This window comes from Hydrogenophaga luteola, assembly GCF_042648585.1.
Lineage (GTDB): Bacteria > Pseudomonadota > Gammaproteobacteria > Burkholderiales > Burkholderiaceae_C > Hydrogenophaga > Hydrogenophaga luteola.
This window is the reverse complement of the sequence record NZ_JBHRXX010000005.1, coordinates 82274-106384: the sequence shown is the minus strand read 5'-3', so window position 1 is coordinate 106384 and position 24111 is coordinate 82274. Positions and strand designations below refer to the sequence as shown.

The 24111-nt window shown below is 69.4% G+C and carries 26 protein-coding genes; 16 read left to right on the top strand and 10 right to left on the bottom strand.

Features of this window, described 5'->3' with window-relative positions:
• Nucleotides 1-19 precede the first annotated feature (19 nt).
• A complete protein-coding gene (locus ACFOPI_RS10570) occupies nucleotides 20-427 on the top strand; it encodes a DUF302 domain-containing protein (protein WP_382173645.1) in 408 nt (135 codons plus the stop codon).
• Between the two features lie 74 nt (nucleotides 428-501).
• On the opposite strand, the gene ACFOPI_RS10565 is transcribed toward ACFOPI_RS10570, so the two are convergent.
• From ACFOPI_RS10565 to ACFOPI_RS10555, 3 genes are all read right to left on the bottom strand, one after another.
• Nucleotides 502-1404: an alpha/beta hydrolase family protein gene (locus ACFOPI_RS10565; protein WP_382173644.1), complete on the bottom strand. Its 903-nt coding sequence runs from the start codon at nucleotides 1402-1404 to the stop codon at nucleotides 502-504.
• The gene (locus tag ACFOPI_RS10560; RefSeq protein ID WP_382173642.1) at nucleotides 1401-1859 is read right to left on the bottom strand and encodes a MarR family winged helix-turn-helix transcriptional regulator; all 459 of its coding nucleotides are present in this window, start codon (nucleotides 1857-1859) and stop codon (nucleotides 1401-1403) included. The genes ACFOPI_RS10565 and ACFOPI_RS10560 overlap by 4 nt, the downstream gene beginning before the upstream one ends.
• Nucleotides 1860-1941: 82 nt before the next feature.
• On the bottom strand, nucleotides 1942-3108 hold the full coding sequence (locus tag ACFOPI_RS10555; protein ID WP_382173640.1) for an ATP-binding protein: 1167 nt from the start codon (nucleotides 3106-3108) through the stop codon (nucleotides 1942-1944).
• 137 nt (nucleotides 3109-3245) lie between these two features.
• Here ACFOPI_RS10555 and ACFOPI_RS10550 point away from each other — a divergent pair, with 137 nt between their 5' ends.
• The 3 genes from ACFOPI_RS10550 to ACFOPI_RS10540 all read left to right on the top strand — a co-directional run bounded on the left by ACFOPI_RS10550 (nucleotide 3246) and on the right by ACFOPI_RS10540 (nucleotide 5499).
• Complete coding sequence (locus tag ACFOPI_RS10550) at nucleotides 3246-3734, top strand: hypothetical protein (RefSeq protein WP_382173639.1); 489 nt, start codon at nucleotides 3246-3248, stop codon at nucleotides 3732-3734.
• 69 nt (nucleotides 3735-3803) lie between these two features.
• Nucleotides 3804-4292, top strand: a complete 489-nt coding sequence (locus ACFOPI_RS10545; protein ID WP_382173637.1) for a hypothetical protein — start codon at nucleotides 3804-3806, stop codon at nucleotides 4290-4292.
• A gap of 4 nt (nucleotides 4293-4296) precedes the next feature.
• Nucleotides 4297-5499, top strand: a complete 1203-nt coding sequence (locus tag ACFOPI_RS10540) for an FAD-dependent oxidoreductase (protein WP_382173635.1) — start codon at nucleotides 4297-4299, stop codon at nucleotides 5497-5499.
• On the opposite strand, the gene ACFOPI_RS10535 is transcribed toward ACFOPI_RS10540, so the two are convergent.
• Nucleotides 5454-6044 carry a TetR/AcrR family transcriptional regulator gene (locus ACFOPI_RS10535; protein WP_382173633.1) on the bottom strand — a complete coding sequence of 197 codons (591 nt, stop codon included), beginning with the start codon at nucleotides 6042-6044 and terminating at the stop codon, nucleotides 5454-5456. The two genes, ACFOPI_RS10540 and ACFOPI_RS10535, sit on opposite strands and share 46 nt — an antisense overlap.
• 103 nt (nucleotides 6045-6147) lie before the next feature.
• On the opposite strand from ACFOPI_RS10535, the gene ACFOPI_RS10530 reads away from it, so the two are divergent.
• Complete coding sequence (locus ACFOPI_RS10530) at nucleotides 6148-6735, top strand: NAD(P)H-dependent oxidoreductase (protein WP_382173631.1); 588 nt, start codon at nucleotides 6148-6150, stop codon at nucleotides 6733-6735.
• Between the two features lie 20 nt (nucleotides 6736-6755).
• Here the strand turns inward: ACFOPI_RS10530 and ACFOPI_RS10525 are convergent, their stop codons facing one another.
• A complete protein-coding gene (locus ACFOPI_RS10525; protein ID WP_382173629.1) occupies nucleotides 6756-7688 on the bottom strand; it encodes a LysR family transcriptional regulator in 933 nt (310 codons plus the stop codon).
• Nucleotides 7689-7783: 95 nt separating this feature from the next.
• Between ACFOPI_RS10525 and ACFOPI_RS10520 the strand changes: the two genes are divergently transcribed.
• Both ACFOPI_RS10520 and ompA read left to right on the top strand, forming a co-directional pair.
• Nucleotides 7784-8791 carry a sodium-dependent bicarbonate transport family permease gene (locus ACFOPI_RS10520; protein ID WP_382174912.1) on the top strand — a complete coding sequence of 336 codons (1008 nt, stop codon included), beginning with the start codon at nucleotides 7784-7786 and terminating at the stop codon, nucleotides 8789-8791.
• Nucleotides 8792-8981: 190 nt separating this feature from the next.
• On the top strand, nucleotides 8982-9635 hold the full coding sequence (gene ompA, locus ACFOPI_RS10515) for an outer membrane protein OmpA (RefSeq protein WP_382173627.1): 654 nt from the start codon (nucleotides 8982-8984) through the stop codon (nucleotides 9633-9635).
• Nucleotides 9636-9663: 28 nt separating this feature from the next.
• Here the strand turns inward: ompA and ACFOPI_RS10510 are convergent, their stop codons facing one another.
• From ACFOPI_RS10510 to ACFOPI_RS10500, 3 genes are all read right to left on the bottom strand, one after another.
• Nucleotides 9664-12267 carry a sensor histidine kinase gene (locus tag ACFOPI_RS10510; RefSeq protein ID WP_382173625.1) on the bottom strand — a complete coding sequence of 868 codons (2604 nt, stop codon included), beginning with the start codon at nucleotides 12265-12267 and terminating at the stop codon, nucleotides 9664-9666.
• Between the two features lie 134 nt (nucleotides 12268-12401).
• Nucleotides 12402-13322, bottom strand: coding sequence for a ketopantoate reductase family protein (locus tag ACFOPI_RS10505; RefSeq protein WP_382173623.1), 921 nt, complete (start codon nucleotides 13320-13322; stop codon nucleotides 12402-12404).
• Between the two features lie 2 nt (nucleotides 13323-13324).
• Nucleotides 13325-13618: a hypothetical protein gene (locus tag ACFOPI_RS10500; protein ID WP_382173621.1), complete on the bottom strand. Its 294-nt coding sequence runs from the start codon at nucleotides 13616-13618 to the stop codon at nucleotides 13325-13327.
• 158 nt (nucleotides 13619-13776) lie between these two features.
• Between ACFOPI_RS10500 and ACFOPI_RS10495 the strand changes: the two genes are divergently transcribed.
• Genes ACFOPI_RS10495 through ACFOPI_RS10455 form a run of 9 tightly spaced genes read left to right on the top strand, consistent with a single transcriptional unit; the run spans nucleotide 13777 to nucleotide 23505 of the window.
• The gene (locus ACFOPI_RS10495) at nucleotides 13777-15069 is read left to right on the top strand and encodes a GTP cyclohydrolase II (RefSeq protein ID WP_382173619.1); all 1293 of its coding nucleotides are present in this window, start codon (nucleotides 13777-13779) and stop codon (nucleotides 15067-15069) included.
• Nucleotides 15066-16310 carry a URC4/urg3 family protein gene (locus ACFOPI_RS10490; protein WP_382173617.1) on the top strand — a complete coding sequence of 415 codons (1245 nt, stop codon included), beginning with the start codon at nucleotides 15066-15068 and terminating at the stop codon, nucleotides 16308-16310. The genes ACFOPI_RS10495 and ACFOPI_RS10490 overlap by 4 nt, the downstream gene beginning before the upstream one ends.
• Nucleotides 16311-16342: 32 nt before the next feature.
• A complete protein-coding gene (gene upp / locus ACFOPI_RS10485; protein WP_382173616.1) occupies nucleotides 16343-16972 on the top strand; it encodes a uracil phosphoribosyltransferase in 630 nt (209 codons plus the stop codon).
• Between the two features lie 53 nt (nucleotides 16973-17025).
• Nucleotides 17026-18024 (top strand): BMP family protein, encoded by a 999-nt coding sequence (locus tag ACFOPI_RS10480; RefSeq protein ID WP_382173614.1) that lies wholly within the window; start codon nucleotides 17026-17028, stop codon nucleotides 18022-18024.
• A complete protein-coding gene (locus ACFOPI_RS10475) occupies nucleotides 18021-19586 on the top strand; it encodes an ABC transporter ATP-binding protein (RefSeq protein ID WP_382173612.1) in 1566 nt (521 codons plus the stop codon). The genes ACFOPI_RS10480 and ACFOPI_RS10475 overlap by 4 nt, the downstream gene beginning before the upstream one ends.
• Nucleotides 19576-20637 carry an ABC transporter permease gene (locus tag ACFOPI_RS10470; protein WP_382173610.1) on the top strand — a complete coding sequence of 354 codons (1062 nt, stop codon included), beginning with the start codon at nucleotides 19576-19578 and terminating at the stop codon, nucleotides 20635-20637. The genes ACFOPI_RS10475 and ACFOPI_RS10470 overlap by 11 nt, the downstream gene beginning before the upstream one ends.
• A gap of 2 nt (nucleotides 20638-20639) precedes the next feature.
• Entirely contained in the window at nucleotides 20640-21563 is a 924-nt protein-coding gene (locus tag ACFOPI_RS10465) for an ABC transporter permease (protein WP_382174909.1), read from the top strand.
• 1 nt (nucleotide 21564) lies between these two features.
• Nucleotides 21565-22203 carry a LysE family translocator gene (locus ACFOPI_RS10460; RefSeq protein ID WP_382173608.1) on the top strand — a complete coding sequence of 213 codons (639 nt, stop codon included), beginning with the start codon at nucleotides 21565-21567 and terminating at the stop codon, nucleotides 22201-22203.
• A gap of 12 nt (nucleotides 22204-22215) precedes the next feature.
• Entirely contained in the window at nucleotides 22216-23505 is a 1290-nt protein-coding gene (locus ACFOPI_RS10455; RefSeq protein WP_382173606.1) for an amidohydrolase family protein, read from the top strand.
• On the opposite strand, the gene ACFOPI_RS10450 is transcribed toward ACFOPI_RS10455, so the two are convergent.
• Both ACFOPI_RS10450 and ACFOPI_RS10445 read right to left on the bottom strand, forming a co-directional pair.
• Nucleotides 23477-23743 carry a DUF167 domain-containing protein gene (locus tag ACFOPI_RS10450; RefSeq protein WP_382173604.1) on the bottom strand — a complete coding sequence of 89 codons (267 nt, stop codon included), beginning with the start codon at nucleotides 23741-23743 and terminating at the stop codon, nucleotides 23477-23479. The two genes, ACFOPI_RS10455 and ACFOPI_RS10450, sit on opposite strands and share 29 nt — an antisense overlap.
• An 11-nt stretch (nucleotides 23744-23754) precedes the next feature.
• Complete coding sequence (locus tag ACFOPI_RS10445) at nucleotides 23755-24093, bottom strand: zinc ribbon domain-containing protein YjdM (protein ID WP_382173602.1); 339 nt, start codon at nucleotides 24091-24093, stop codon at nucleotides 23755-23757.
• Between the last annotated feature and the right edge of the window lie 18 nt (nucleotides 24094-24111).

Sequence of the window (24111 nt, the reverse complement as noted above, 5' to 3'; positions counted from 1 at the left end):
CGAGAACCAGGACACCACCATGTACGGCTTTTCCACCACGATCCAGGGCACTTCGTTCGGCGAAGCGCTCGCCCACACCATTGAACTGCTCAAGGAAGAGGGCTTTGGCGTGCTCAGCGACATCGACATGCAGGCCACGATGAAGGCCAAGCTGGGCGTGGACATGTTGCGCTACCGCATCCTCGGCGCCTGCAACCCGCAGCTGGCGCACAAGGCCCTGCAGGCCGAGCCCGACATCGGCCTGCTGTTGCCCTGCAATGTGATCGTGCGCGAGATCGCAGACCACGAAGTGGTGGTCGGGTTTCTCGACCCCCAGGTCATGGTCGGCCTGGTGGGGGGTGCGGGGGTGAAGGCAGTGGCTGACGAGGCCGAACAGCGGCTGCGCCGCGTCTGCACCAACCTCAGCGGTCACACGGTGTCTGTCTGACGCCTCTTGCCGGGGTGCTGTTGCGTCCCGGCCTGGTGTTCCTGGGCTTGGATCTGCGGATGGCGCTGACGGGCTCAGTGCCCCGGCGCGGGCAGCACCGCTTCGCCCCGCACCGCCCGCGCCATCAGCGGCCACACGCTCTGGTGCGACTGGCGGAACCAGTCCAGGTGGCCGAGGTGGCGCAGGCCGTGGTCGCGTGGTCGCAGGCAGTGGGCCTGCCGCGGCGCGGCCGGCAGGGTGCGCAGCAGGTCGGCCACGGTGGCGACGTTGGCGATGTCATCGTCCTCGGCGTGCAGCACGGTCACCGGTGTGCGGACCTGGGCGTGGAAGTCCCGCTCGGGGTGGTGGCGCACGGCGTTGGTGGCGTAGCCGCCACGGGCACACCAGCGCGACCACTGCAGCGCCACGCCGGCCGGCAGGTTCTCGCCCAGGCCCAGCACCGCGGTGGTGCCGTAGCCGGTCAGGCGGGTGCCCAGCGGCAACACCAGCCGCATGCCGAAGTTGGCCTTCAGGCGGAAGCCGGGGCGCATGGCCTTGAACCAGCCGGTGGAGGCCGAGATGCCCACCAGCCGGGCGACGCGGTGGTGGTTGGGCAGCAGGCCGATCATCTGCCCGCCCGCGCTGTGGCCGACGATGACGGCTTGCGCCGCCCCGGTGCGCGCGAGCAGCCAGTCCAGCGCCGCAACCTGGTCCTGCTGGCCCCAGTCGGCCAGGGTGGCGCGGCAGTCCTTCAGCCGGCCGTGCAGCGACAGGCCGATGCCCCGGTAGTCGAACACCAGCACGTCGTGGCCCTGCGCCGCCAGCCAGCGCGCAAAGCGCAGGTAGAAGTGCTGGCGCACGCCGGTGGCTGGCGAGATGAGCACCGGCAGGCCGCCATCCGGGCCGCCGCTGCGGGCCATGAAGTGGCCGTGCAGACGCTGGCCGTCGGCGCAGGTGATGTGCACGGTTTCGTCGGGGGTCGGGTGCGGGGTGTTCATGGGGCGTCGGGCTCCTGGGTGTTCTGTTGCACGTGCTGCAGCCAGCGGGCCACGGTGGCCAGTTCGTCGGGGGTGAAACCGGCGGTCAGCCGGCGGTTGATGCGCTGAATGGCCGAGCGCAACAGCGGCAGCTGATCGCGCCCGGCCGGCAGCAGCCACACGCGCTGCGTGCGTGCGTCCTGCGGGCAGGCAGCGCGCTGTACCCAGCCCAGCGCCTCGGTGCGTTGCACCAGGCCGGTGGCGGCCGAGGGCGCGAGGTCCAGCGCCTGCGCGATCTCGCCCATGGTGCGGCCGTCGCTGTCCTGCAGCACGAACAGCAGACCGCCCTGCGCGGGCGACGGGGCATGGTCCTGTTCATGGGCCAGGCGCAGCTGTTCGGCGGCCACGAGCTGCTGCAGGCGGCGCTGCGCGGCGTTGAGCAGAAAGATGAGGCGGGGCGGTCGAGCGGGTGGCATGTGGTGTTCGATTTATTTCGCATGCGAAATATATCGGCATATCGAAACCGGCGCCAGACCGCCCTGTCGCCGGAGGGCTCGTTCAGTGCTTCGGGGGGGGCGCCAGCAGCGCCTGCTTGTCCTGCCAGACTTTGCGCACAAAGGGGTCGGCGATGGTGTAGACGCCGTGGCTGGGCCGGATGATGAGCTGGGCGCCGACCATCTTGTCGACGACCTTCTGCACCTGCGAGGCGTCCACCGCGCTGCCGATGCGCTCGCTGTAGAACGCCAGCGACTCGGCGCCGAACAGGCCCGAGATGCCCTGTTCGCCACCCGAGGCGATGCGCTCAAACACCGCCTTGCCCAGTTCGCCCAGGTCGTCGAAGGCCTTGAGGTCGGCGTCGGCCGCGGCGCCGGCCAGTGTGGCGCAGATGATGTGCCAGGCGGTGTCGGGGTCGGTGCCGCCCACCTGCTGCAGCTGGCGCAGGGCCTTGAGCAGTTCCTCCGGCCGGTGGCCCAGGGTCTGGAAGCCTTCCCAGGCGGCGTCCAGGCTGGGCAGGGTGAGGCCGGGCGCCGACGCGAGGCGGTCCAGCTGCCATTGCACGAAGTCCTTGCCGAGCACCTGGTAGGACGCCGAGAGCGCGCCCGCGAAGGGCTGCGCGCGCCGGCTCGTCATCTCGGCCAGCAGCGACTTGTGCGAGCCGGTGCCGATGAACAGGAAGCGACCGGGCGTGCCGGGTTTGGCGTTGACGGCGTCGCGCGCGGCCTTGAGCGCGTGCAGCAGGGCCTGGCCCTCGTCGGTGCCCAGGGTCTGTTGCACCTCGTCGATGATCAGCACCACGTTGGTCTTGGTCTTCGCGACCAGGGCTTCGAAGGCCTGGGCCAGCGTGCTGCCGCCAGGCTCGCCGATGCGGTCCAGCTCGATGTCCAGGCTGAGCCCGGCCGCGCCCAGGCGCAGGCCCCGCAGCCGCTTGAGCAGGGCCGAGCCCGGCGTCTGCAGCTGCAGCAGCGTCTGGCGCACCGCCTCGTTCACCAGGGCCGAAGGGCTCTTGGCCGGGTCGGCCCAGAGGTCCACGTAGATCACCAGCGCGCCGCGGGCCTCCAGCGCGGGAATCAGGTCCTGGCGCAGGAAGGTGGTCTTGCCCACCCGGCGGATGCCCGAGAGGAACACGCCCGAGCGCGTGCTTTCGTCCAGCGGGCCTGGGTTGAGCAGCTGCTCGGCCATTTGGCCGGCGTAGAGGTCGCGGTGGAAGAGACTGTCGGTGCTCATTGCCGGATATTAGCTGATTCAGATAATTATCTGAAGCGGATAAAACAAGATGAAAGATGGCCAATTGGGCGCAAACACTCTGTAACAATCCACGCCGCCCGACATGGGCACTTTCAAATGAATTAAAGGGGGGAGTGATGAAGAAGCTGTTGTGGCTGGCGGGTTTGCTCGGGCTGTTCTACGGCCATGCGTGGTGGACCCTGTCCGAGCAGCGTGCGCAGCGCTGGATCGAACAGCACGAACTGGCGGTGCTGGAGCAGAAGGAAGGTGTCTGCAAGGACTTCACCTTCGACACGGAGGTGAGCGTGCGCGCCGTGCATGCCAAGGGCGAATGGCAGCTCGATGGTGGGCGGGACCATGTGTGCGGCTACATCAGGAGCTCCAACGCGTTTGTGCGCGTGCTCAAGCCGCAGCTCAGCACACAGACCGAGGTGCTCAGCTTCGAGCGCGCAGGCTTTCCGTGGATGTCCGCCACGGCCAAGGTGCAGCAGACCACCACCTTCACCCTGGTCAATGGCCTGACCATGTCCGAGCAGGGCGAGGCCACCTACGTGCTGCGGCGGGGGCTCAGCGGCCTGCAGATCGCCGGTCTCACGCTGCGCAGCGAGGGCAACTTTCCGCGCTGACGCGGACCGCCGGTGGCGGGCGTCGGCCACAATGCAGCGCCTTCCAGGGAGGAGGGTGGGGAAATCAAGATGAGAAAACTGATGTGGGCCGGCGTGCTGGCGGCCGCTTTCTACGGGCACGGCTGGTATGTGTTTTCCGAACCGGCGGTGATGGGGTGGCTGCAGACGCAGCAGCGCAAGGAGCTGAACGCCGAAGACGGCTTCTGTGACAGCTACGCGTCCAACCTGCGTGTGTCCACGAGGAGCGAGTCGCCACGCGGGGCGGAGACACTCGAAGGCGGCAAGGCGGAGATGTGCGAGTACGTCAAGGACGCCGCGGCCGTCCTGCGCGCCACCCAGAGCTCGGTCAACATCGACACCGATCTGGTGAGCGTCGAGCGCTCGGGCTTCCCTTGGCTGGGCGCCACCGTCACCGTGCGGCAGACCTCGACGATGCGCATGCCGCGCATGCCCGCGATCACCGAGGTGGGGGAGTACACCTATGAGCTGACGCGCACGCTCAACGGGCGCCAGATCGTCTCCATCGACGGCTCCAGCACCATGGGCATGGCGCAGTGACCGCATGAAGATCGCTGTGGTCGGCGCGGGCGTCGGTGGGCTGGCACTGGCCTGCCTGGCGGCGCGCCAGGGACACGAGGTGTGCCTCTGGGAACGGTTTGAACAACCGCGCCCCGTGGGCTCGGGGCTGGTGATCCAGCCGGTCGGGCTGGCGGTGCTGGACCACATCGGGGTGGGGGCGCAGGCGCGTTCGCTGGGCGCCGCCATCACGCGCATGCAGGGGCACCTGGCCTCAGGCCGGGCCGTGCTGGATGTGTCGTACCGGTCGGGTTCGCCCGGGCTGGCGATGCACCGGGCCGCGCTGTTCGGTGTGCTGTGGCAAGCGGCGCAGGCCGCGGGCGCGCAGGTCCGCACCGGTTGCGAGGTGCACGAGGCACCGCTGGCACCGTCGGGGCGGCGGCGCCTGTGTCTGGCCGGAGGCGAGGTGGCGGACGAGGCCGATCTGGTGGTGGACGCCAGCGGCGCGGGTTCGCGGCTGACGCCGCTGAAGGCCCGTGCGCTGGCCTACGGCGCCATCTGGGGCACCGTGGCCTGGCCGGACGGCTCGGCACTGCCCACCCACGAACTGCGCCAGCGCTACCAGGCGGCCAGCCGCATGGTGGGCGTGCTGCCGATCGGGCGCATGCACGAGGGCGATGTACCTCGGGCGGCGGTGTTCTGGTCGATGCCGACGGCCGATCTGGACGGTTGGACCCGGACCCCGATCGAGGCCTGGCGCGAGCAGGCGCAGCAGCTCTGGCCCGAGATGGCGCCGTTCCTGGCCCAGATCAGCGCCACCGACCAGATGACCCCCGCGCGGTACGCCCACGGCACCCTGGGCCGGCCCCATGCGCCGGGGCTGGCCTTCATCGGTGACTCGGCCCACCGCGCCAGCCCGCAGCTGGGGCAGGGCGCGAACATGGCATTGCTCGACGCCTGGGCCCTGGCCACGGCCCTGCAGGAACTTCCGCTGGTGCAGGCACTGCCGCGCTATGCGGCGCTGCGCCGCTGGCATGTGCGGCTGTACCAGGGCATGAGTGCGGCGTTCACGCCCATGTACCAGTCGGGCAGCCGGGTGCTGCCGGTGCTGCGCGACCACGTGCTGGCGCCCGCCAGCCGCTGGCCGGGCGTCCCTTGGCTGTTGAGCGCACTGGTGTCGGGGAACCTGCTGCCGCCGCTGGCTCAGCGCGGCGGTGGGCTGAACGGGCCGAGCCAGGCCCGCAGGTAGGGCAGCAGCCGGTCCCTCATCGGCTGGTGCTGGTGCAGGGCACAGAAGTGCAGCGCCAGGGTCTGCAGCACCAGGGCCTGCACGCCCTCGACCAGCAGCTCGACCGGCACGTCCTTGCGGAATTCGCCGGTCGCCAGCCAGGGACCCCAGACCTGGCCCATGCGCTCGAAGGTGGTGGCGATGGGGCCGATCTCTTCCATCGCCGCGGCGCCCGAGCGGCGCAGGATCACGTCGAACACATAGCGTTCCGACGCCATCAGTTCCAGCAGTGGCAACAGATACTGGGCGAGTTCGTCGGCGTTCTGGGGTGGCGCGGCGGCGGCCTGGCGGTCGAGCTCGGCGTTGATGCGATCGCCGATGAGCAGGTCCATCAGCTCGTCCTTGTCGGCGAAATGCGCGAAGAAGGTGCCTTTGGCGACTCCCGCGCGCAGCACGACCTCCTCGATCCTCAGCGCCCCAAATCCCTTTTCGGTGATCAGGGCCTGGGCCACGTCGGTCAGGCGGGCCCGGGTTTCCAGGGTTCTTTGCTGCACGGCTTTTCGCATGCCGGCACTGTGCCGGACGTTTTGACCACAGTCAACTTTTAATTGACTATGGTCAATTTGTATGTTTGAATTTGACCGTGGTCATTTTCAAAGGAGTCATGCCATGTCCCGCATCCTGGTTCTCGACGGTCACCCGGCCGCGTCATCCCTGTGCCGCTCGCTCGCCCAGCGCTACGCCGACGCGGCACGCGAGGCCGGCCACGAGCTGCGCCTCGTCCATCTGCACGACCTGGATTTCGACCCCGATTTCGGACTGGCGGGCTACGAATCCACCAAGCCCCTGGAGCCGGCGCTGAAGGCGTTTTTGGACGACCTGGCGTGGTGCAGCCATTTCGTGCTGGTGACGCCGATGTGGTGGGGCGGCCTGCCGGCCAAGCTCAAGGGCCTCTTCGACCGCTCGCTGCTGCCCGGACAGGCCTTCGACACGCGCAACCCGAGCTGGACCGGCATGCCTCGGCCGCTGCTGACGGGGCGCAGCGCGCGGGTGGTGGTGACCTCCGACACGCCGTCGCTGTTCCTGCGCCTGCTCTACCGCAACGCGCTAATCTGGCAGCTGCGCGGGCAGATCCTGAACTTCGTCGGTTTCCGGCCCGCGCGCTTCACCCTGTTCGCGCCGGCCAGCCATCCGAAGCCTGGCCGGGTGCAGCGCTGGCTGGCGGCGGTGGGCCAGCTGGGCGCGCGCGCCGTCTGACCCGGGGTGTTGGTCTGTGCTCAGCGCTTGCGGACATTCTGGGTCGGCCCACCACCCGCCGCCCACTGAGCCGCGCTGCCCAGCAGGTGCTCACGGAACACCTGCGCAATCGGTGACAACTGCTTGGCGCGCGGGTGCACCAGGTGCCACTGCGAGCGGATGGGAAAGCCGCTGACCGGCAGCAGCACGAGGTCGCGGCCAATCTCCTCGGCCTTGAGCGCGTGGCGCGAGACGATGCCCACGCCCAGGTGGCCGGCTACGGCCTCCTTCAGCGCTTCGTTGCTGCCCAGTTCCAGCGTGAGCGCTGGTGCGAAGCCCGCAGCGGCCAGGTGGCGGTCGGTCGCCAGCCGGGTGCCCGAGCCGCGTTCGCGCAGGATGAAGCGCTCACCCGCCAACGCTGGCAGCGCCAGACGCTGGCGCTGCGCGAGCGGGTGGCTGGCGGAGGCGATCAGGTGCAGCGGGTTGTCCAGGAAGACCTGGTCCTGCAGGTCCATGTCGGCCGGCGGCTGGGACATGACGTAGAGGTCGTCGCGGTTCTCGCGCAGGCGCTGCACCACGCCGTCGCGGTTGAGCACCTCCAGCGCAATGTCGATGCTGGGGTGCTGCTCGCAGAAGCCGCCCAGCAGCCGCGGCACGAAGTACTTGGCGGTGCTGACCACAGCCACGCTCAGGCGCCCGCGGGTCAGGCCCTTCATGGCGCTCACCTGCTGACCGAAGCGCTCCCATTCGCCGGCGATGGCGCGTGCGGTCTGGGCCAGCTCGCGGCCGGCCTCGGTGAGAAAAACCTTGCGGCCGATCACCTCGTACAGCGGCAGGCCGACGGACTCGGTGACTTCGCGCAGCTGCATGGACGCGGTCGGCTGCGTCACGTGCAGCGCGCGCGCGGCGGCGCTGACGCTGCCGGTGTCGGCCAGCGCCAGGAACAGGCGCATCTGGCGGAAGGTGATATTCATAGATATTTATCTATGTTGTGGCGCACAAAAATCGATTTTACTTAATGCATGGGCGTCGCCACAATCCGCGGCCAACGGAGGAACTCCCCATGAACCTGCACAACCTGGTCGATCCGGCCATCCTGTTTTTTGTGGTCGGCGTGCTGGCCGGCCTGGTCCGTTCGAACCTGGAAATCCCGCCGGCCATTTCCCGCTTTCTCTCGATGTACCTGCTCATGGCGCTCGGCCTCAAGGGCGGGTTCGCGCTCGCGGCCTCGGGCCTGAACGCGCAGGTGGTGGCGGGGCTGGGCATCGCCGTGGTGCTGGCGGTGGTGGTGCCGCTGATCGGCTACACGCTGCTGCGGCGCTGGGTCTCGGGCTTCGACGCCGCCGCGCTGGCCGCGACCTACGGCTCGGTCAGCGCGGTGACCTTCATCACCGCCACCGGCCACCTGGACAAGATCGGCCTGCCCTACGGCGGGCACATGGCGGCGGCCATGGCGCTGATGGAGTCGCCCGCCATCGTGCTGGCGGTGCTGATGGCCAACCGCCTGCGCCAGCAGCAGACGGCGACCGCGGGGGGCGTGCTGGGCGGCGGCGCAGCGGTGCTGGCGGGGCCCCCGGCCGGCCCGTCCACCGACTGGCGCAAGCTGCTGCACGAGTCGTTCACCGACGGCTCGCAGCTGCTGCTGATCGGTGCCATGGTGGTGGGACTGATGACCGGCGAGGCCGGGCGCGAGGCCATGCAGCCCTTCTCGGGCGACCTGTTCAAGGGCATGCTGGCCTTCTTCCTGCTCGACATGGGCCTGATGGCCGCGCGCAACCTGCCGGGTCTGCGCGGGCGTTCGCCGGTGCTGCTGGCCTACGGCGTGCTGGCGCCGCTGCTGCACGCGTCGCTGGCCTGGGCGCTGGCGCGCACCGCCGGCCTGCCCGCGGGCGACACCGCGCTGCTGATGACGCTGGCGGCCAGTGCCTCCTACATCGCGGTGCCGGCGGTGGTGCGCTATGCGATACCGGAAGCCAACCCCTCGCTGTACTTCGGCCTCTCGCTGGGCCTGACCTTCCCGCTCAACCTGCTGCTGGGCATTCCGCTGTACACGCACCTGGCGATGACGCTGCCCTGATCAAAGGGGTGTGACGGTGCGGTGCCGTGGGGCCGGGCATGGCGTGTTGTCCTACACGCGCATGCGGCGGATTCTGATGGGGCTGGAAGGGGCCAAAAACCAGAATGGCTTCACTCGGCAGGGAAGAGGACCGACCCGCCAGAGTCCTTCCAACCACGCTCCACTGGAGCTTCGAGAAAAGGAACCACCCATGAACAAGCGCAACCTCCCCCGCATGCTGCTGTTGGCCGCCACGGTCAGCCTGGCATCTGCCGCCGGTGCCCAGACTGTCGACAACTGGACCAATGGCGACGGCTCGCTCGCCTGGCGCAATGGAACGAACGAGCTGTGCTGGCGCAACAGCAACTGGACGCCGGCCACCGCCCACCCGGACTGCGACGGTGCCATCAAGCCGCCGCCCCCGCCCGCCCCGGTGGCCCAGGCGCCTGCGCCGGCACCGGTGCCCATGCCAGCACCTGCGCCCGCGCCCGCTCCTGCGCCAGCCCCGGTGCAGGCAATGACGCTGCAAGCCGAGACCCTGTTCGATTTCGACAAGGCGGTGCTCAAGCCGGCCGGCAAGGCTGCGCTGGACGGCCTGGTGGCCGATCTGTCGAAGGTGAACGTCGAGACCATCATTGCCGTGGGGCACACCGACGCCACTGGCACCGAGGCCTACAACCAGTCGCTCTCGGTGCGCCGCGTCGGCGCGGTCAAGGCCTACCTGGTCAGCAAGGGCGTGCCCAGCGAGCAGATCAAGACCGAAGGCCGCGGCGAGTCGCAGCCGGTGGCGTCCAACCAGACCCGCGAGGGCCGCGCCCAGAACCGCCGTGTGGAGATCGAGGTGGTGGGCACGCAGAAGCCCTGAGGACGTTGGCCGGGGCCTGACCGTGTGGTCAGGCCTCGGCCCGCAGGGTGAAGCAGAAGCGCGCGCCCTGGCCGGGCGCCGCCTGCACCTTGATGCGGCCGCCGTGCCGGTCCACGATGCGGCGCACCGTGGCCAGGCCCACCCCGGTGCCCTGGAACTCGCTGGGGTGGTGCAGGCGCTGGAAGGGCTCGAACAGGTGGCCGGCCTTGGCCATGTCGAAGCCGGCGCCGTTGTCGCACACACAGAAGCCGGTCAGGCCATCGACCGTGTCCCGACAGAAGCGGATGCGCGCCTGGGGCGCTTTGGCGCTGTACTTCCAGGCGTTGTCCAGCAGGTTGACCAGCAGGGCTTCGGCCAGAGCCGCGTCGCAGTCGGCCTCCAGGCCGGCTTCCACCTCCACCACCACCTGGCGCGCCGGTTCGGCCGCGGCCAGCTCGGCCAGGCGCCGCGAGGCGATGGCCGACAGGTCGACGCGGGTGCGGTCCAGCGGCTGGTTGGTGTGTTGCGAGAGGGCCAGCAGACCCTCGATGAGTTCGCCCATGCGGCGCGTGCCGTCCTGGATGCGCTGCAGGTGCCGGCGTCCCTCGTCGCCCAGCAGACCGGCAAACTCGTCCAGCAGGATCTGCACGAAGCCGTTGACGGTGCGCAGGGGCGCACGCAGGTCGTGGGTGACGGCGGCGGTGAAGGCGTCGAGTTCCCGGTTGGCCGCGCTGAGCTCGGCCGTGCGTTCGATGACGCGCTGCTCCAGCTCGGTGTTGAGGCGGCGGATTTCCTGCGCCGCACGCTCGCGCTCGGTCAGGTCCTGCACATAGGACACGCGGCGCACGGGCCGCCCGTCGGCGTCGCGCAGCACCGTGAGGTCGATCAGCACCGGGAAAATGCGGCCGTCGCGCGTGATGTGCTCGGTTTCGAAGACGATGTGGTCGTCCACATACGCCCGGTCCAGGGCGACCTTGAGGCCGGGCATCGCGCGCTCGGGGTACAGGCTTGCGACCGGCAGGCCGGTCAGCTCCCGGGCGGTGTAGCCCCGCTGCTGCGCGAAGGCCGGATTGGCCGAAATGAGGGTCTCGGTCTGCACATCGGAGATCAGCAGCCCGACTTCGCTGTGTTCAAAGGCCTCGGCCCACAGGCGCAGACCGGCCTCGGCCTTGCGGCGTTCGGTCAGGTCCTGGAACGACACGAGCATGCCGTCGGGCAGGGCAATGCCGCCCGCCTCGACGATGCGGGAGCTGCCGTCAAAGCAGCGCAGCGCGTACTCGGAGGTCGGCAGCGCCATGGGCGTCTTGCCAATGTGTGGCAACGCGTTCTCCCAGCGTTCGCGGGCCGCCTCCCGGGCGGCTCCCTCCGGGAAGGCCTGCACGAACCACTGGTCCACATGGGGCACATGGCGGATGTCGTAACCCAGCAGCTGTGTGAAACGGGTGTTGAGCAGCAGCACCTCGCCGTCCGAAGCCACAAAGGCCATGGCCACCGGTGCGTGGTCGAACAGCATCTGGAAGCGTTCGCGGCTCTCGCCCAGTGCGTTCACCAGGCGGGCCATGGAACGGGCGAACACGGCGACCTCACCGCTGCCCGCCACCTCCGGCAGGCTCACCAGCGGGCGGTTCACGTCCAGGTCGGCCACCGCCTGGCTCAGTCGCTCCATGGGGCGCAGCTTGCGGCCCATGGCCCACCAGATGACCCAGGAAAACAGCAGGGCTGACAGCAGGCCCACGGCCAGCGCGCGCAGGCCCAGGCGCCGTGCGTCGGCGAAGGCGGTCGCTTCGTCCAGCCGCACAAGCACCGTCCAGCCCAGGCCGGGGTAGGGGTGGGTGCCCAGGGCCGGCGCGGCGGCGGTGAGGTAGCGCCGCCCATCGGGCCAGGTCTCGATGGCGGTGCCCACACGGCCTGCCTTCGAACCCTTGAACACCGCGAGCGACGACAGGTTGGTCGCGGAACGGGCGGGCAGGGTGGGGCTGCCCACGATGACTTCGCCGTCCCGGTTGACCAGCAGCATCTCCAGCTCCGGTACATCCAGCTGGTCCAGCAGCTGGTGGCGCAGCTGGTAGGCCCAGTCCAGGCTGAGGTGGGTGGCGAGCACGCCGATGAAATGGCCCTCCCGGTCGAGCAGGGGCATGGAAATGTCCATCAGCCGCAGCGGCAGCTCGTCCAGCACGGGTGGGGGCAGCAGCTTGCCCAGCAGCACCGCGTCGTGGATGTCTTCCTGGTGCAGCCGCTGCCGTCCGCCGAGGAACCACGAGCGCTGCGACACATCCGCGCCGTTGATGCGCGGTTCGGTGCTGGCCATGATGCGGCCCTGCGGGTCGGTGATGCCGATCCAGGCGTAGAAGGGGTAGATGGCCTTCTTGGTCAGCAGCAGCGCCTGCTTGTCCTGCGCGGCACGTTGCGGGTCGCGCAGTCGGTCCAGGCTGGCAATGAAACGCAGTTCGGTGGTGCGCGCGTGCATGTCCTGGTCGAGTTGCGAGGCCATGCGGGTGGCCAGGATGCGCTGCAGCCGGAACTGGTCGGCTTCGATCTGCTGCTGCACCAGGCGCATGGTCAGCAGCACATAGCCCGCCGCGCTGGCCACGGCCAGTCCGCCGATGAGCAGCACCAGCTGCAGCCGAACACTGTTGCGCAAACCAGAGGACACGATGAGGCGGTGGGGGCGGGGGAACCGCCGCTGTGATCGATGGAATTTGTAACTCGGGAGGGGCCGTTGTACAAGATCCTGCCCGGACCGCCCCGCATGCCCTTGTCAGAGTTGACGTTTTCTGACGAGCGTGGTCAGCGGGGCGTGGCCGCTTCCACCAGTTTCACCACCGCCCACAACACGCGGTTGGCGGGCGTGGGCACACCCAGCGCCTCGCCGCGCCGCACGACGTATCCGTTGAGGTGGTCGATCTCGCTGGGCTTGCCGCGCATCAGGTCCTGCGCGGTGGACGAGTACTGCGAGGGCATGGTCTCGGCGATGCGGCGCACGGCCAAGTCCACGTCGCCAGGCAGGGTCACGCCGTCGGCCGCGGCCACCGCGCGGCACTCGGCCACCACGTCGCGCATGGTGTCCTTCACCCCGGGCTGCTGCACCAGTTCGCCATAGGCGATGCGGCCCACGGCCGAGAGGGCGTTGTAGGCACAGTTGAGGATGAGCTTGACCCAGAGCGCGCCGCGCACGTTGTCGCTGATTTCGGTGGACACGCCTGCGGTGGCCAGCGCCTGTGCCACCCGTTCGCTGGCGGGTGAAGGTTCGATGACCAGTTCGCCGCGGCCGTGGTGCCGCAGGTGGCCGGGGCCGGCCATCTCGGTGGCCACATAGACCACGGCCGCCGCCACCTGCACGCCCGGCAGCACGGCGCGCAGGCGTTCGGCGTTGTCCACACCGTTCTGCAGGCACAGCACCAGGGCGCCGGGTTTCAGGTGCTCGCGCATCTGCGCCCCCGCGGTTTCCGTGTCGGGCGACTTGACCGCGAACAGCACCAGGTCGGCACCGGCCACGGCCGAGGCCTCGGTGCTGGCTTGTACCTTCACCGTTTCGTCAAAGGTGAGGGTCTGCATGCGCAGGCCCTTCGCTTCGAACACCTGCACGTGTTGTGGCCGGCCGATGAGGGTGACGCAGTGGCCGGCGCGCGCCAGCATGCCGCCGTAGTAGCAGCCGACGGCACCCGCACCGAGCACGGCGACCTGGAGCGGGGTGGCCGGCGTGGTCATGGTCAGATCGCGAGCAATTTGCAAATGGCGGCGATGTGCGCGGGTGTCGGCTTTTCGGCCGGCATTTCGTCCTCGGCCGCGCTGGCGTCTTCGTGTGCCTGGATCGCGGCGACCAGCGCGTACTGGTTGTCCCAGGTCAGGGTCTTGCCCTCGGGGCACATGTCGCGCAGGGTGCCGAACCAGTAGTAGCCGTCCTTGCCGCCGAACAGCTGGTCGATGCCGGCGGCGTCGCCGGACTTGAGGCCGGCGCCGCTGAGGATGAGCTTGAGCTTGTGGTGGGAGACGGCGTAGTGCATGAAAGTGGCCAGGAAAAGGGGGAGGGCCGGGATTGTACGGAGGGCTGCCGGGTGGACGGCTGGCATCGGCCTTGCTACAACGGAAACGGGTGTCGGCAGCGGCCACCCGCCGCTGCCGCCGGTTCGCCCACCACGGGCTTTCACCACAGGACCTGTTCATGTCCGCAGACGCATCCCTGCCTTCCGGCGAGGCCCCGGCCTCGCCCCAGACGCCGCACCCTCGCCACATCCGCCTGACCTCGCACTCGGGCGGCTTCGGGGCTTTGCCCATCGTCTGGGGCGCGGCCACCGCGCGCGAGCGAGGGCCGGTGGTGGGCACCACCACCAACCGCGCGCACCGCAACGTCATCGGCACCCACAGCGGCAGCTACAGCGTCTACCGCGCGCTGGCGGTGGCGGCCGGCGCGCTCAAGCGCGAGCACAAGGCCGACCTGACCAACACCGCCCCCACCGACGTGATCGGCCCTTACCCGCAGTGGGCTGATCCGACCAAGATCGTCAGCCTGGACCCCTGGGGCGCCGAGGTGGCCGACGTCTATGCGCAGGAGCTGGCCGCGGGCTACGACATCCGCCCGACGATTGCCGTGACCAAGGCCCACGTGCTGTTGCCCGAGGTGATCGACGCGCTGCAGAAAGGCCGCCTTCAACCCGACGGCCAGCTGCTGACCGCAGGCGGCGCGGCCGTGGTGACCAAGGTGGCGGTGGAGCCGGTCTGGTACCTGCCCGGCGTGGCCAAGCGCTTCGGCTGCAGCGAGGCCGACCTGCGCCGTGTGCTGTTCGAGGAAACCGGCGGCATGTACCCGGAGCTGGTCACGCGCTCCGACCTCGAAGTCTTCCTGCCCCCCATCGGCGGGCAGACGCTCTACATCTTCGGCAACCCGCGCGACCTGGCCAACCCGGCCGTGACGCTGACCGCGCGCGTGCACGACGAGTGCAACGGCTCCGATGTGTTCGGTTCCGACATCTGCACCTGTCGGCCCTACCTCACGCACGCCATCGAGGAATGCATCCAGGGCGCGCAACGCGGCGGCGTGGGCCTGGTAGCCTATTCGCGCAAGGAAGGCCGGGCGCTGGGCGAGGTGACCAAGTTCCTGGTCTACAACGCACGCAAGCGCCAGGTGGGCGGTGATACGGCCGACCAGTATTTCGCGCGCACCGAATGCGTGGCCGGCGTGCAGGACATGCGCTTCCAGGAACTCATGCCCGACGTGCTGCACTGGCTGGGCATCACCAAGATCCACCGGCTGGTGTCGATGAGCAACATGAAGTACGACGCCATCACCGGCTCGGGCATCGAAGTGGGCGAGCGCGTGAACATCCCGGACGAACTGATCCCGGCCGACGCACGGGTGGAGATGGACGCCAAGATGGCGGCTGGCTACTTCACGCCGGGCGTGGTGCCCGATGCCGAGGAACTGAAAAAGGCCAAGGGCCGGGCGCTGGGGGCGTGACCGTGCCGGCTCCCGACCCGACCTCTCCCGCCGGCGCGGCCCGGCTGCTTCGGTCAACCACCGCCGTCCGTGCCCGTGCGCAGCAACTGCTGGCGCGGGCGCGCGCAGGCGCTTCGGAGCACTTTGTGGTGCACGACGCCGCCCTAGCTGATGCCGCGCGCACCGTGGCTCGGCTCACGCGCGAGCGCTACCCCGACGGCCGCATCCCGTACCACAGCCGCTGGCGGCATTTCGAGGCCGGTGGCGTGGACCGGCGCGCCCTGCTGGACGCCGCATTGGGCGATGTGGACGCGGCCACAAGGGCGCGCGCGCAGATCGATCTGGTGCTGGTGAGTGTGCTGCTGGACGCGGGCGCGGGCCCCGACTGGTCCTGGCTCGAAGCCGCCAGTGGCCAGCGCTTCGCGCGTTCCGAAGGCCTGGGCGTGGCCAGCTTCCACGCCTTCCTGGGCGGGCTGTTCTCCAGCGACCCGCAGCAGCCGCTGCGGGTGGACGCGGCCGGCTTGCAGCGGGTCACCGCCGGGCCTCTGGGCGGGGCCTTCCAGGTGTCGCCCGACAACCCGCTGGTGGGTCTGAAGGGTCGTGCGGCCCTGCTGCGCCGGTTGGGCGAGGTGCTGGCTGCGCAACCGGCGGTCTTCGGTCCCCTGGGCCGCCCCGGCGGTCTGTTCGACGCCCTGACCACGCAAGGCGCTGGCACGGTGGCGGCGCACGACATCCTGGTGCTGCTGCTGGACACGCTCTCGGGCATCTGGCCGGCGCAGAACACCATCGCCAGCGAGCCGCTGGGTGACTGCTGGCGCCACCCGGCCGTGGCGGGTGAGGGGCTCACGGCGGGCTGGATGCCCTTTCACAAGCTTTCGCAGTGGCTGAGCTATTCGCTGCTCGAACCCTTCGAATGGGCGGGCATTCGCGTGACCGGCCTCGACGCCCTGACGGGACTGCCCGAGTACCGCAACGGCGGCCTGCTGATCGACGCCGGCGTGCTGCGCCCGCTGCCACCGGACTGGGCCACGCGCGACTGGCAGGCGGGCGACGCCTTCATCGTCGAATGGCGCGCGCTCACCGTCGCACTGCTGGACGAACTGGCGCCGCTGGTGCGCGCCGAACTGAGGCTGGACGAAGCGCAGATGCCGCTGGCCTGCGTGCTCGAAGGCGGCACCTGGGCGGCCGGTCGCCTGCTGGCCCAGCGCGAGCGCGGCGGGCTGCCGCCGCTGAACATCGTCAGCGACGGCACGGTTTTCTGATTCTTTTCCTCACCACCACTCAAAGGCACATCATGAGCAACGTCCACGTCGTGAACCACCCGCTGGTGCAGCACAAGCTCACGCTCATGCGCAACAAGACCGCCAGCACCAACAGCTTCCGCCGCCTGCTCAATGAACTGTCCATGCTCATGACCTACGAGGTCACGCGCGACATGCCCATGCAGCCCATGGAGGTGGAAACGCCGCTGGAGACCATGACGGGCCAGGTCATCGACGGCAAGAAGCTGGTCTTCGTGTCCATCCTGCGCGCGGGCAACGGCATCCTGGACGGCATGCTCAGCGTGGTGCCGGGCGCGCGCGTGGGCCACATTGGCCTCTACCGCGACCCCAAGACCCTGACCGCGGTGGAGTACTACTTCAAGATGCCGACCGAGATGCACGAGCGCGACGCCGTCGTGGTGGACCCGATGCTGGCCACCGGCCACTCAGCCATCGCCGCCATCGACCGGCTCAAGGAATGCAACCCCAAGTCCATCAAGTTCGTCTGCCTGCTGACCTGCCCCGAAGGCCTGGCCGCGATGGAAAAAGCCCACCCCGATGTGCCCATCTACACCGCCGCCATCGACCGCCAGCTCAACGAGCACGGCTACATCCTGCCGGGTCTGGGCGATGCGGGCGACCGCATCTTCGGTACCCAGTGACCGTTCGCATTCCTGTTCCCTCATCTTCAACACCACCTCACGGAGAAAACGACATGAGCCTTTCTTACCTCTCGCGGCGTTCCCTGATGGCCCTGGCTGCCGCCCTGTCGGTGGGCGCCCCTGGCCTGGCCCTGGCGCAGGCCAAGATCAAGGTGGCCGCCATCTACACCGTGCCCTTCGAGCAGCAGTGGGTCAGCCGCATCCACAAGGCGCTCAAGGCCGCGGAGGCGCGGGGCGAGATCGAATACAAGGCCAGCGAAAACGTGTCGAACGCCGACTACGAGCGCGTGATGCGCGAGTACGCGACGGCCGGCAACCAGCTGATCGTCGGTGAGGCGTTTGCCGTCGAGGCGGCCGCGCGCAAGGTGGCCAGGGACTTCCCCAAGACCTCGTTCCTGCTCGGCTCCTCCGGCAAGCCCCAGGCGCCCAACTTCAGCGTGTTCGACAACTACATCCAGGAACCGGCCTACCTGACCGGCATGATCGCCGGCGGCATGACCAAGTCGAACAAGATCGGCATGGTCGGCGGTTTCCCGATCCCCGAGGTCAACCGCCTGATGCACGCCTTCATGGCCGGTGCGCGCGAGACCAATCCCAAGGTGGAATTCACGGTCAGCTTCATCAACAGCTGGTTCGATCCGCCCAAGGCCAAGGAGGCGGCCTTCGCCATGATCGACAAGGGCGCGGACGTGATGTATGCGGAGCGGTTCGGCGTGAGCGACGCGGCCAAGGAGCGCAAGGTGCTCGCCATCGGCAACGTGATCGACACCCAGAAGGACTACCCCGACACAGTGGTGGCCTCGGCCCTGTGGCACATGGAGCCCAGCATCGACGCGGCGCTCAAGGCGGTCAAGGCCGGCAGCTTCAAGGCCGAAGACTACGGCCCGTATTCGATGATGAAGCACCAGGGCAGCAGCCTGAGCCCGCTGGGCACGTTCGAGAAGAAGGTGCCGGCCGACCTGATGGCCAAGGTCAAGGCCCGGGAGGCAGAGATCCTCTCGGGCAAGTTCAGCGTGAAGGTGGACGACAGCCAGCCCAAGTCCGGCAAGTGACGCCCCCCGCGAACGCAACCGTCCTGCGGCTCTCGGGCATCACCAAGCGCTTCGGGGCGCTGGTGGCCAACGACGCCATTTCCCTCACGCTGCACGAGGGGGAGGTGCTGGCCCTGCTGGGCGAGAACGGCGCCGGCAAATCCACGCTGGTGTCCATCCTATTCGGCCACTACCGGGCCGACGAGGGCACCATCGAGGTGCGTGGCCAGCCCTTGCCCCCGGGGCAGCCGCGGGCGGCGCTGGACGCGGGCATCGGCATGGTGCACCAGCACTTCACCCTGGCCGACAACCTGACGGTGCTGGACAACGTGCTGATGGGCACCGAGCCCCTCTGGCGCTGGGCCACGAAACGGGGCGCCGCCCGTGAGCGCCTTCTGGCCGTGGCCGGCCGGTTCGGCCTGCCGGTGTCACCCGATGCGCGGGTGGGCAGCCTGTCGGTGGGGGAGCGCCAGCGGGTCGAGATCCTCAAGGCGCTGTACCGGGGTGCCCGCATCCTGATCCTGGACGAGCCGACGGCGGTGCTGACGCCGCAGGAAAGCGAAGCCCTGTTCGACACCCTGTCGCAGATGGTGGCCCAGGGGCTGTCGGTCATTTTCATCAGCCACAAGCTGCCCGAGGTGCTGCGCGTGTCTCACCGGGTGGCGGTGCTGCGCCAGGGTCGGCTGGTGGCCGAGGCGCCGGCAGCAGACACCTCGCCCGCCGAGCTGGCGCACTGGATGGTGGGGCATGCGGTGGAAGCGCCCGCGCGGCGGCCCGCGGCATCGGCGGGCGCCTGCGTCTGCGAGCTGCGCGAGGTGAGCACCCCGCCGGGGGTGCGGGAACGCCTGGACCACGTGTCGCTGGCCCTGCACGCTGGCGAGATCGTGGCAATCGCGGGTGTGTCGGGCAACGGGCAGGTGGCGCTGGCCGAGCTGCTGTGCGGCGTGCGCGAGGCCAGCAGTGGTCAGGTGCTGCTGCAGGGACAGCCCCTGCCGTCCGATCCGGCGCGGCTGGTGGCGCGCGGCGTGGCCCGCATCCCCGAGGACCGGCACGCGGTCGGTGTGGTCGGTGACCTGCCGGTGTGGGAGAACGCAGTGTCCGAACGGCTGCGGGGGCAAGCCTTTTCCCTCGGCCCCCTGGTGCGCCGCAGCGCCGCGCGGGCGCACGCCCGGCGCGTGATCGAGGCCTTCGATGTGCGCGGCGGCGGCCCCCAGGTGCCGGCGCGTTCGCTGTCCGGCGGGAACATGCAGAAGCTCATCCTGGGGCGGGCCCTGCTGGTGCCGGAACAGGGCGATGCGGTGGCCGCCACGCCACTGCTGATCGTGGCGCACCAGCCCACCTGGGGCCTGGACATCGGCGCGGTCGCCTACGTGCAGGAGCGACTGCTGGCCGCGCGCGATGCCGGTGCGGCGGTCCTGCTGATTTCCGACGACCTCGACGAGGTGATGGCCCTGGGCGACCGGATCGCGGTGATGCACCACGGCCACCTCACCGAGGCGCGGCCAACCGGGGCCTGGACGCGCGAGCGCATCGGTCTGGCCATGGCGGGCCATGCCCTGCAGGAGACCTCCCATGCGGCTTGAGCGACGTGCACAAACCTCGCCGGCCGCGCTGGTGCTGGCGCCGCTGGCCGCCATCGCCTTCACCCTGCTGGTCAGCAGCGCGCTGGTCTGGGGCGCCGGTGCGCCGGTGGGGCAGACCTACGGCCTGCTGGTGCAGGGGGCCTTCGGCTCGGTGTTCGCCTGGAGCGAAACCCTGACCCGCGCCGTCCCGCTCATCCTCACAGGGCTGGCGGCCACGGTGGCGTTCAAGGCCCGGCTGTTCAACATCGGCGCCGAAGGGCAGCTCTATGCCGGCTCCCTGGCGGCGGTGGCCGTGGGCGGCCTGCACGACGGCACAGGCCTGGCCTGGCCGGTGTGGATGATGTTCCCGCTGATGCTGCTGGCCGCAGCACTGGCGGGCGCGCTGCTGCTGCTCGGTCCGGCGCTGATGAAGCAGCGGCTCGGGGTGGACGAGGTGGTCACCACGCTGCTGCTGAATTTCATCGTGCTGCTGCTGGTGTCGGCCCTGCTCGACGGGGTGATGAAGGACCCGCTCGCCATGGGCTGGCCGCAGAGCGTGGCCCTGAACCCAGAACTGGAACTCTCGCGGCTGGTGGAGGGCACGCGGCTGCACACCGGCCTGCTCGGGGCAGTGGGCCTGGCGTTGCTGGTGGGGGCGCTGTTCCGCCACACCGTGCTGGGGTTCGACATCCGAGCGACGGGGGCCAATCCCCGGGCTGCCGCGTTCGCGGGCGTGCCGGTGACGCGTACGGTGGTGCTGGTGGCCCTGCTTTCGGGGGCGCTGGCGGGCCTGGCGGGGGCCATCGAAGTCGCGGGCCGCGCCAGCTACGTGACGCTGGACATGTCACCGGGCTATGGCTACACCGGCATCGTGATCGCCATGCTCGCCGGCCTGAACCCGCTCGGGGTGGTGGCGGCCGCGGTGTTCGTGGCCGGCGTGCTGGTGGGGGCGGACAGCATGAGCCGCGCCATCGGGGTGCCCACCTACCTGGCCGACGTGATCGTGGCCGTGTCCCTGCTGGCCGTGCTGGTGGCGACATGGATGACGCAGTACCGCGTGCGCAGGGCCTGAGCATGGGTGAACTCGTCGACATCCTGCTCAATCCGGCGTTCTGGGTGGCGGTGCTGCGCATCGCGACACCGCTGATCCTGGGCACCCTGGGGGTGCTGTGGTGCGAGCGCGCCGGTGTGCTCAACCTGGGCATCGAAGGCATCATGGTGGCGGGTGCGTTCGGCGGCTGGCTGGCGGTATACCAGGGCCTGCCGCTGTGGGGCGGCGTCGCCGTGGCCGCGCTCACCGGCGCCGCCTTCGGCCTGTTGCACGCGCTGCTCACGGTCGGGCTGGCGCTGTCTCAGCACGTGGCCGGCCTGGGCATCACGCTGCTGGCCACATCTCTGTCGTACTACGGCTACCGCGTCGCATTCCCCAAGGTGAACACGCCGCCGACCATCGATCCCTTCGCGCCCATGGACTGGCTGGGCCTGCCCGTGCTGGCGCAGCAGACGCCGCTGACCCTCCTGGCGGTGGCGCTGGTGCCGCTGTCGGCCTGGGTGCTGATGCGCACGCCGCTGGGCCTGGCGGTGCGCATGGTGGGCGAGAACCCGCAGGCGGCCGAAGGGCAGGGCGTGTCGGTGGTGGCGCTGCGCACGGGGGCCATCGTGGCCGGTTCGGCGCTGATGGGCGTGGCCGGAAGCTTCCTCACGCTCTCGGCCTTCAACGCGTTCTTCTTCAACATGGTCAACGGCCGTGGCTGGATCTGTGTGGCCCTGGTGGTGTTCGCCTCGTGGCGACCGGGCAAGGCCCTGCTGGGCGCCCTGCTGTTTGCATTCTTCGATGCCCTGCAACTGCGCCTGCAACAGGCCGGGGCGAGTGCCATTCCGTATCAGGTGTACCTCATGCTGCCCTACGCCCTGTCCATCCTTGCGCTGGTGCTGGTGGCGCGCAAGGCGGCGTATCCTCAGGCGCTGATGAAGCCCTACCGCAAAGGAGAGCGCTGACATGCCCACCGTTCAGACCCTGCTGATGTTCGCCACCGCTTCGCTTGCGCTGGCGGTGATTCCCGGACCGACCATGCTGCTGGCCCTGTCCAATGGCATGGGCGGCGGCCTGCGGCGCGCGGCCTGGGGCATCGGTGGAGCCACGCTGGGCAGCGCGGCGGTGATCGCGGTGGTCGCCATCGGCCTGGGTTCGCTGATGCTGGCCTCGGCATGGCTGTTTGAGTTGGTGCGATGGGTGGGCGTGGGCTACCTGCTCTGGCTGGCCTGGCAGCTCTGGCGCAGCCCGGTGACCGACGTGCAGGCCACGCTGGCCCAGGTGCCGGGGCGCGAGGTGCAGGGGCGCGCAGCCTTCTCGCGCAGTCTCACGGTGGCCCTGTCCAACCCCAAGGCGCTGCTGTTTTTTTCTGCCTTCCTGCCGCAGTTCGTGGACCCGGTGACGCCCCTGGCACCGCAGTACGCGCTGCTTGGTGTTCTCTTCGTGAGCATCGACGCGCTGGTGATGGTGGCTTACGCGCTGGCGGGGCGGCAGGCGGTGCGCTGGCTGTCGTCGGCCGGGCTGCGCTGGCTCAACCGGGTCTGCGGCGCTGGCATGGGCATGCTCGCTCTGGTGCTGGCCCGCGTCCACCGCCAGACGGCCTGACGGAGGCACCACATGCTCGACCTGCTGATCACGAACGCATCGCTGCCCGACGGCCGAACCGACATGGCGGTGGCCGTGCAGGACGGCCGTATCGTGGAAGTGACCCAAGGCCTGCAGGCGCCCGCGCACGAGACGGTGGACGCCGAAGGCCAGCTGCTGAGCCCGCCGTTCTGCGACCCGCACTTCCACATGGACGCGACGCTCAGCTACGGTCTGCCGCGCGTGAACCAGAGCGGCACCCTGCTCGAAGGCATCGCACTCTGGGGTGAGCTCAAGCCGCTGCTGACCGAGGAGGCACTGGTCGAACGCGCGCTGACCTACTGCGACTGGGCGGTGGCCAAGGGCCTGCTGGCCATCCGCAGCCATGTGGACACCAGCGACCCCAGCCTGTTGCCGGTGCGGGCGATGCTCGAGGTCAAGAAATGCGTCGCGCCCTACCTCGACCTGCAGCTGGTCGCTTTCCCGCAGGACGGCGTGCTGCGTACGAAGGGTGGGCTGGACCACCTGAAACGCGCGCTCGACCTGGGGGTGGACGTGGTCGGCGGCATCCCGCACTTCGAGCGCACCATGGCCGACGGCGCGGCCAGCGTGAAGCTGCTCTGCGAGTTGGCGGCCGAACGCGGCCTGCCGGTGGACATGCACTGCGACGAAAGCGACGACCCGCTCTCGCGCCACATCGAGACGCTGGCCTTCGAGACGCAGCGCCTGGGCCTGCAGGGCCGGGTCAACGGCTCGCACCTCACCTCCATGCACAGCATGGACAACTACTACGTGAGCAAGCTGATCCCGCTGATCGCCGAGGCTGGCGTGAGCGCCGTGGCCAACCCGCTGATCAACATCACGCTGCAGGGCCGGCACGACACCTACCCCAAGCGGCGCGGCATGACGCGTGTGCCCGAGTTGATGGCTGCGGGTGTGACGGTGGCCTTCGGCCACGACTGCGTGATGGACCCCTGGTACTCGCTGGGCAGCAGCGACATGCTAGAGGTCGCCCACATGGGCCTGCATGTGGCGCAGATGACCAGCCAGGCCGGCATGCGCCAGTGCTTCGACGCCGTGACGGTGAACGCGGCCAAGGTGATGGGGCTGGCGGGTTACGGCATCGAAGCCGGCAAGGACGCGAGCTTTGTGCTGCTGCAGGCGCGCGACCCGGTGGAGGCGATCCGCCTGCGCGCCACGCGGCTGAAGGTGTGGCGTCGGGGGGTGCTGCTGGCGCAGACCGCACCGGCGCAGGCCGTGCTCTCGCTGCCCGGCCGGCCCGCCGGCACGGCCTTCATGCCGGTGCGAGCAGCCGGCGGCTGAGTTCCGCGTCGTCCACACCCGCGACCTCCACCCGCTTGGTGCGGCCGGAGGCGCCGAGCTCGATGCTGATGGCCGACTTGGGCACATCGAACACCTCGGACAGAAAACCGATCAGCGCCTTGTTGGCCGCGCCATCGACCGGCGGGGCCTTGAGCTGGATCTTGGGTTTGCCGTCGTGCAGGCCGACGCACTGCGTCTGCTTGGCACCCGGCTGGCAGTAAACGACGATCTTGCCCACGGGAAAGAAGCTCAGCTCTTCTTCACGAACTCGGACTTGAGCTGCATGGCGCCGAAGCCCTCGATCTTGCAGTCGATGTCGTGGTCGCCGTCGATCAGGCGGATGTTTTTCACCTTGGTGCCGACCTTGATGACGGCCGACGAACCCTTGAGCTTGAGGTCCTTGACCAGGGTCACGCTGTCGCCGTCGGTCAGCACATTGCCAAACGCGTCTTTCCAGACCTTGGCCGCTTCGGCGGGTTCATCGCCGCCGGCCTTGCCCCACTCGTGGGCACATTCGGGGCAGATGTAGAGATCACCGTCTTCGTAGGTGAACTCGGACTGGCATTTCGGGCAGCGGGGCAGGGTCATGGGGCTTCGGGATCGGGC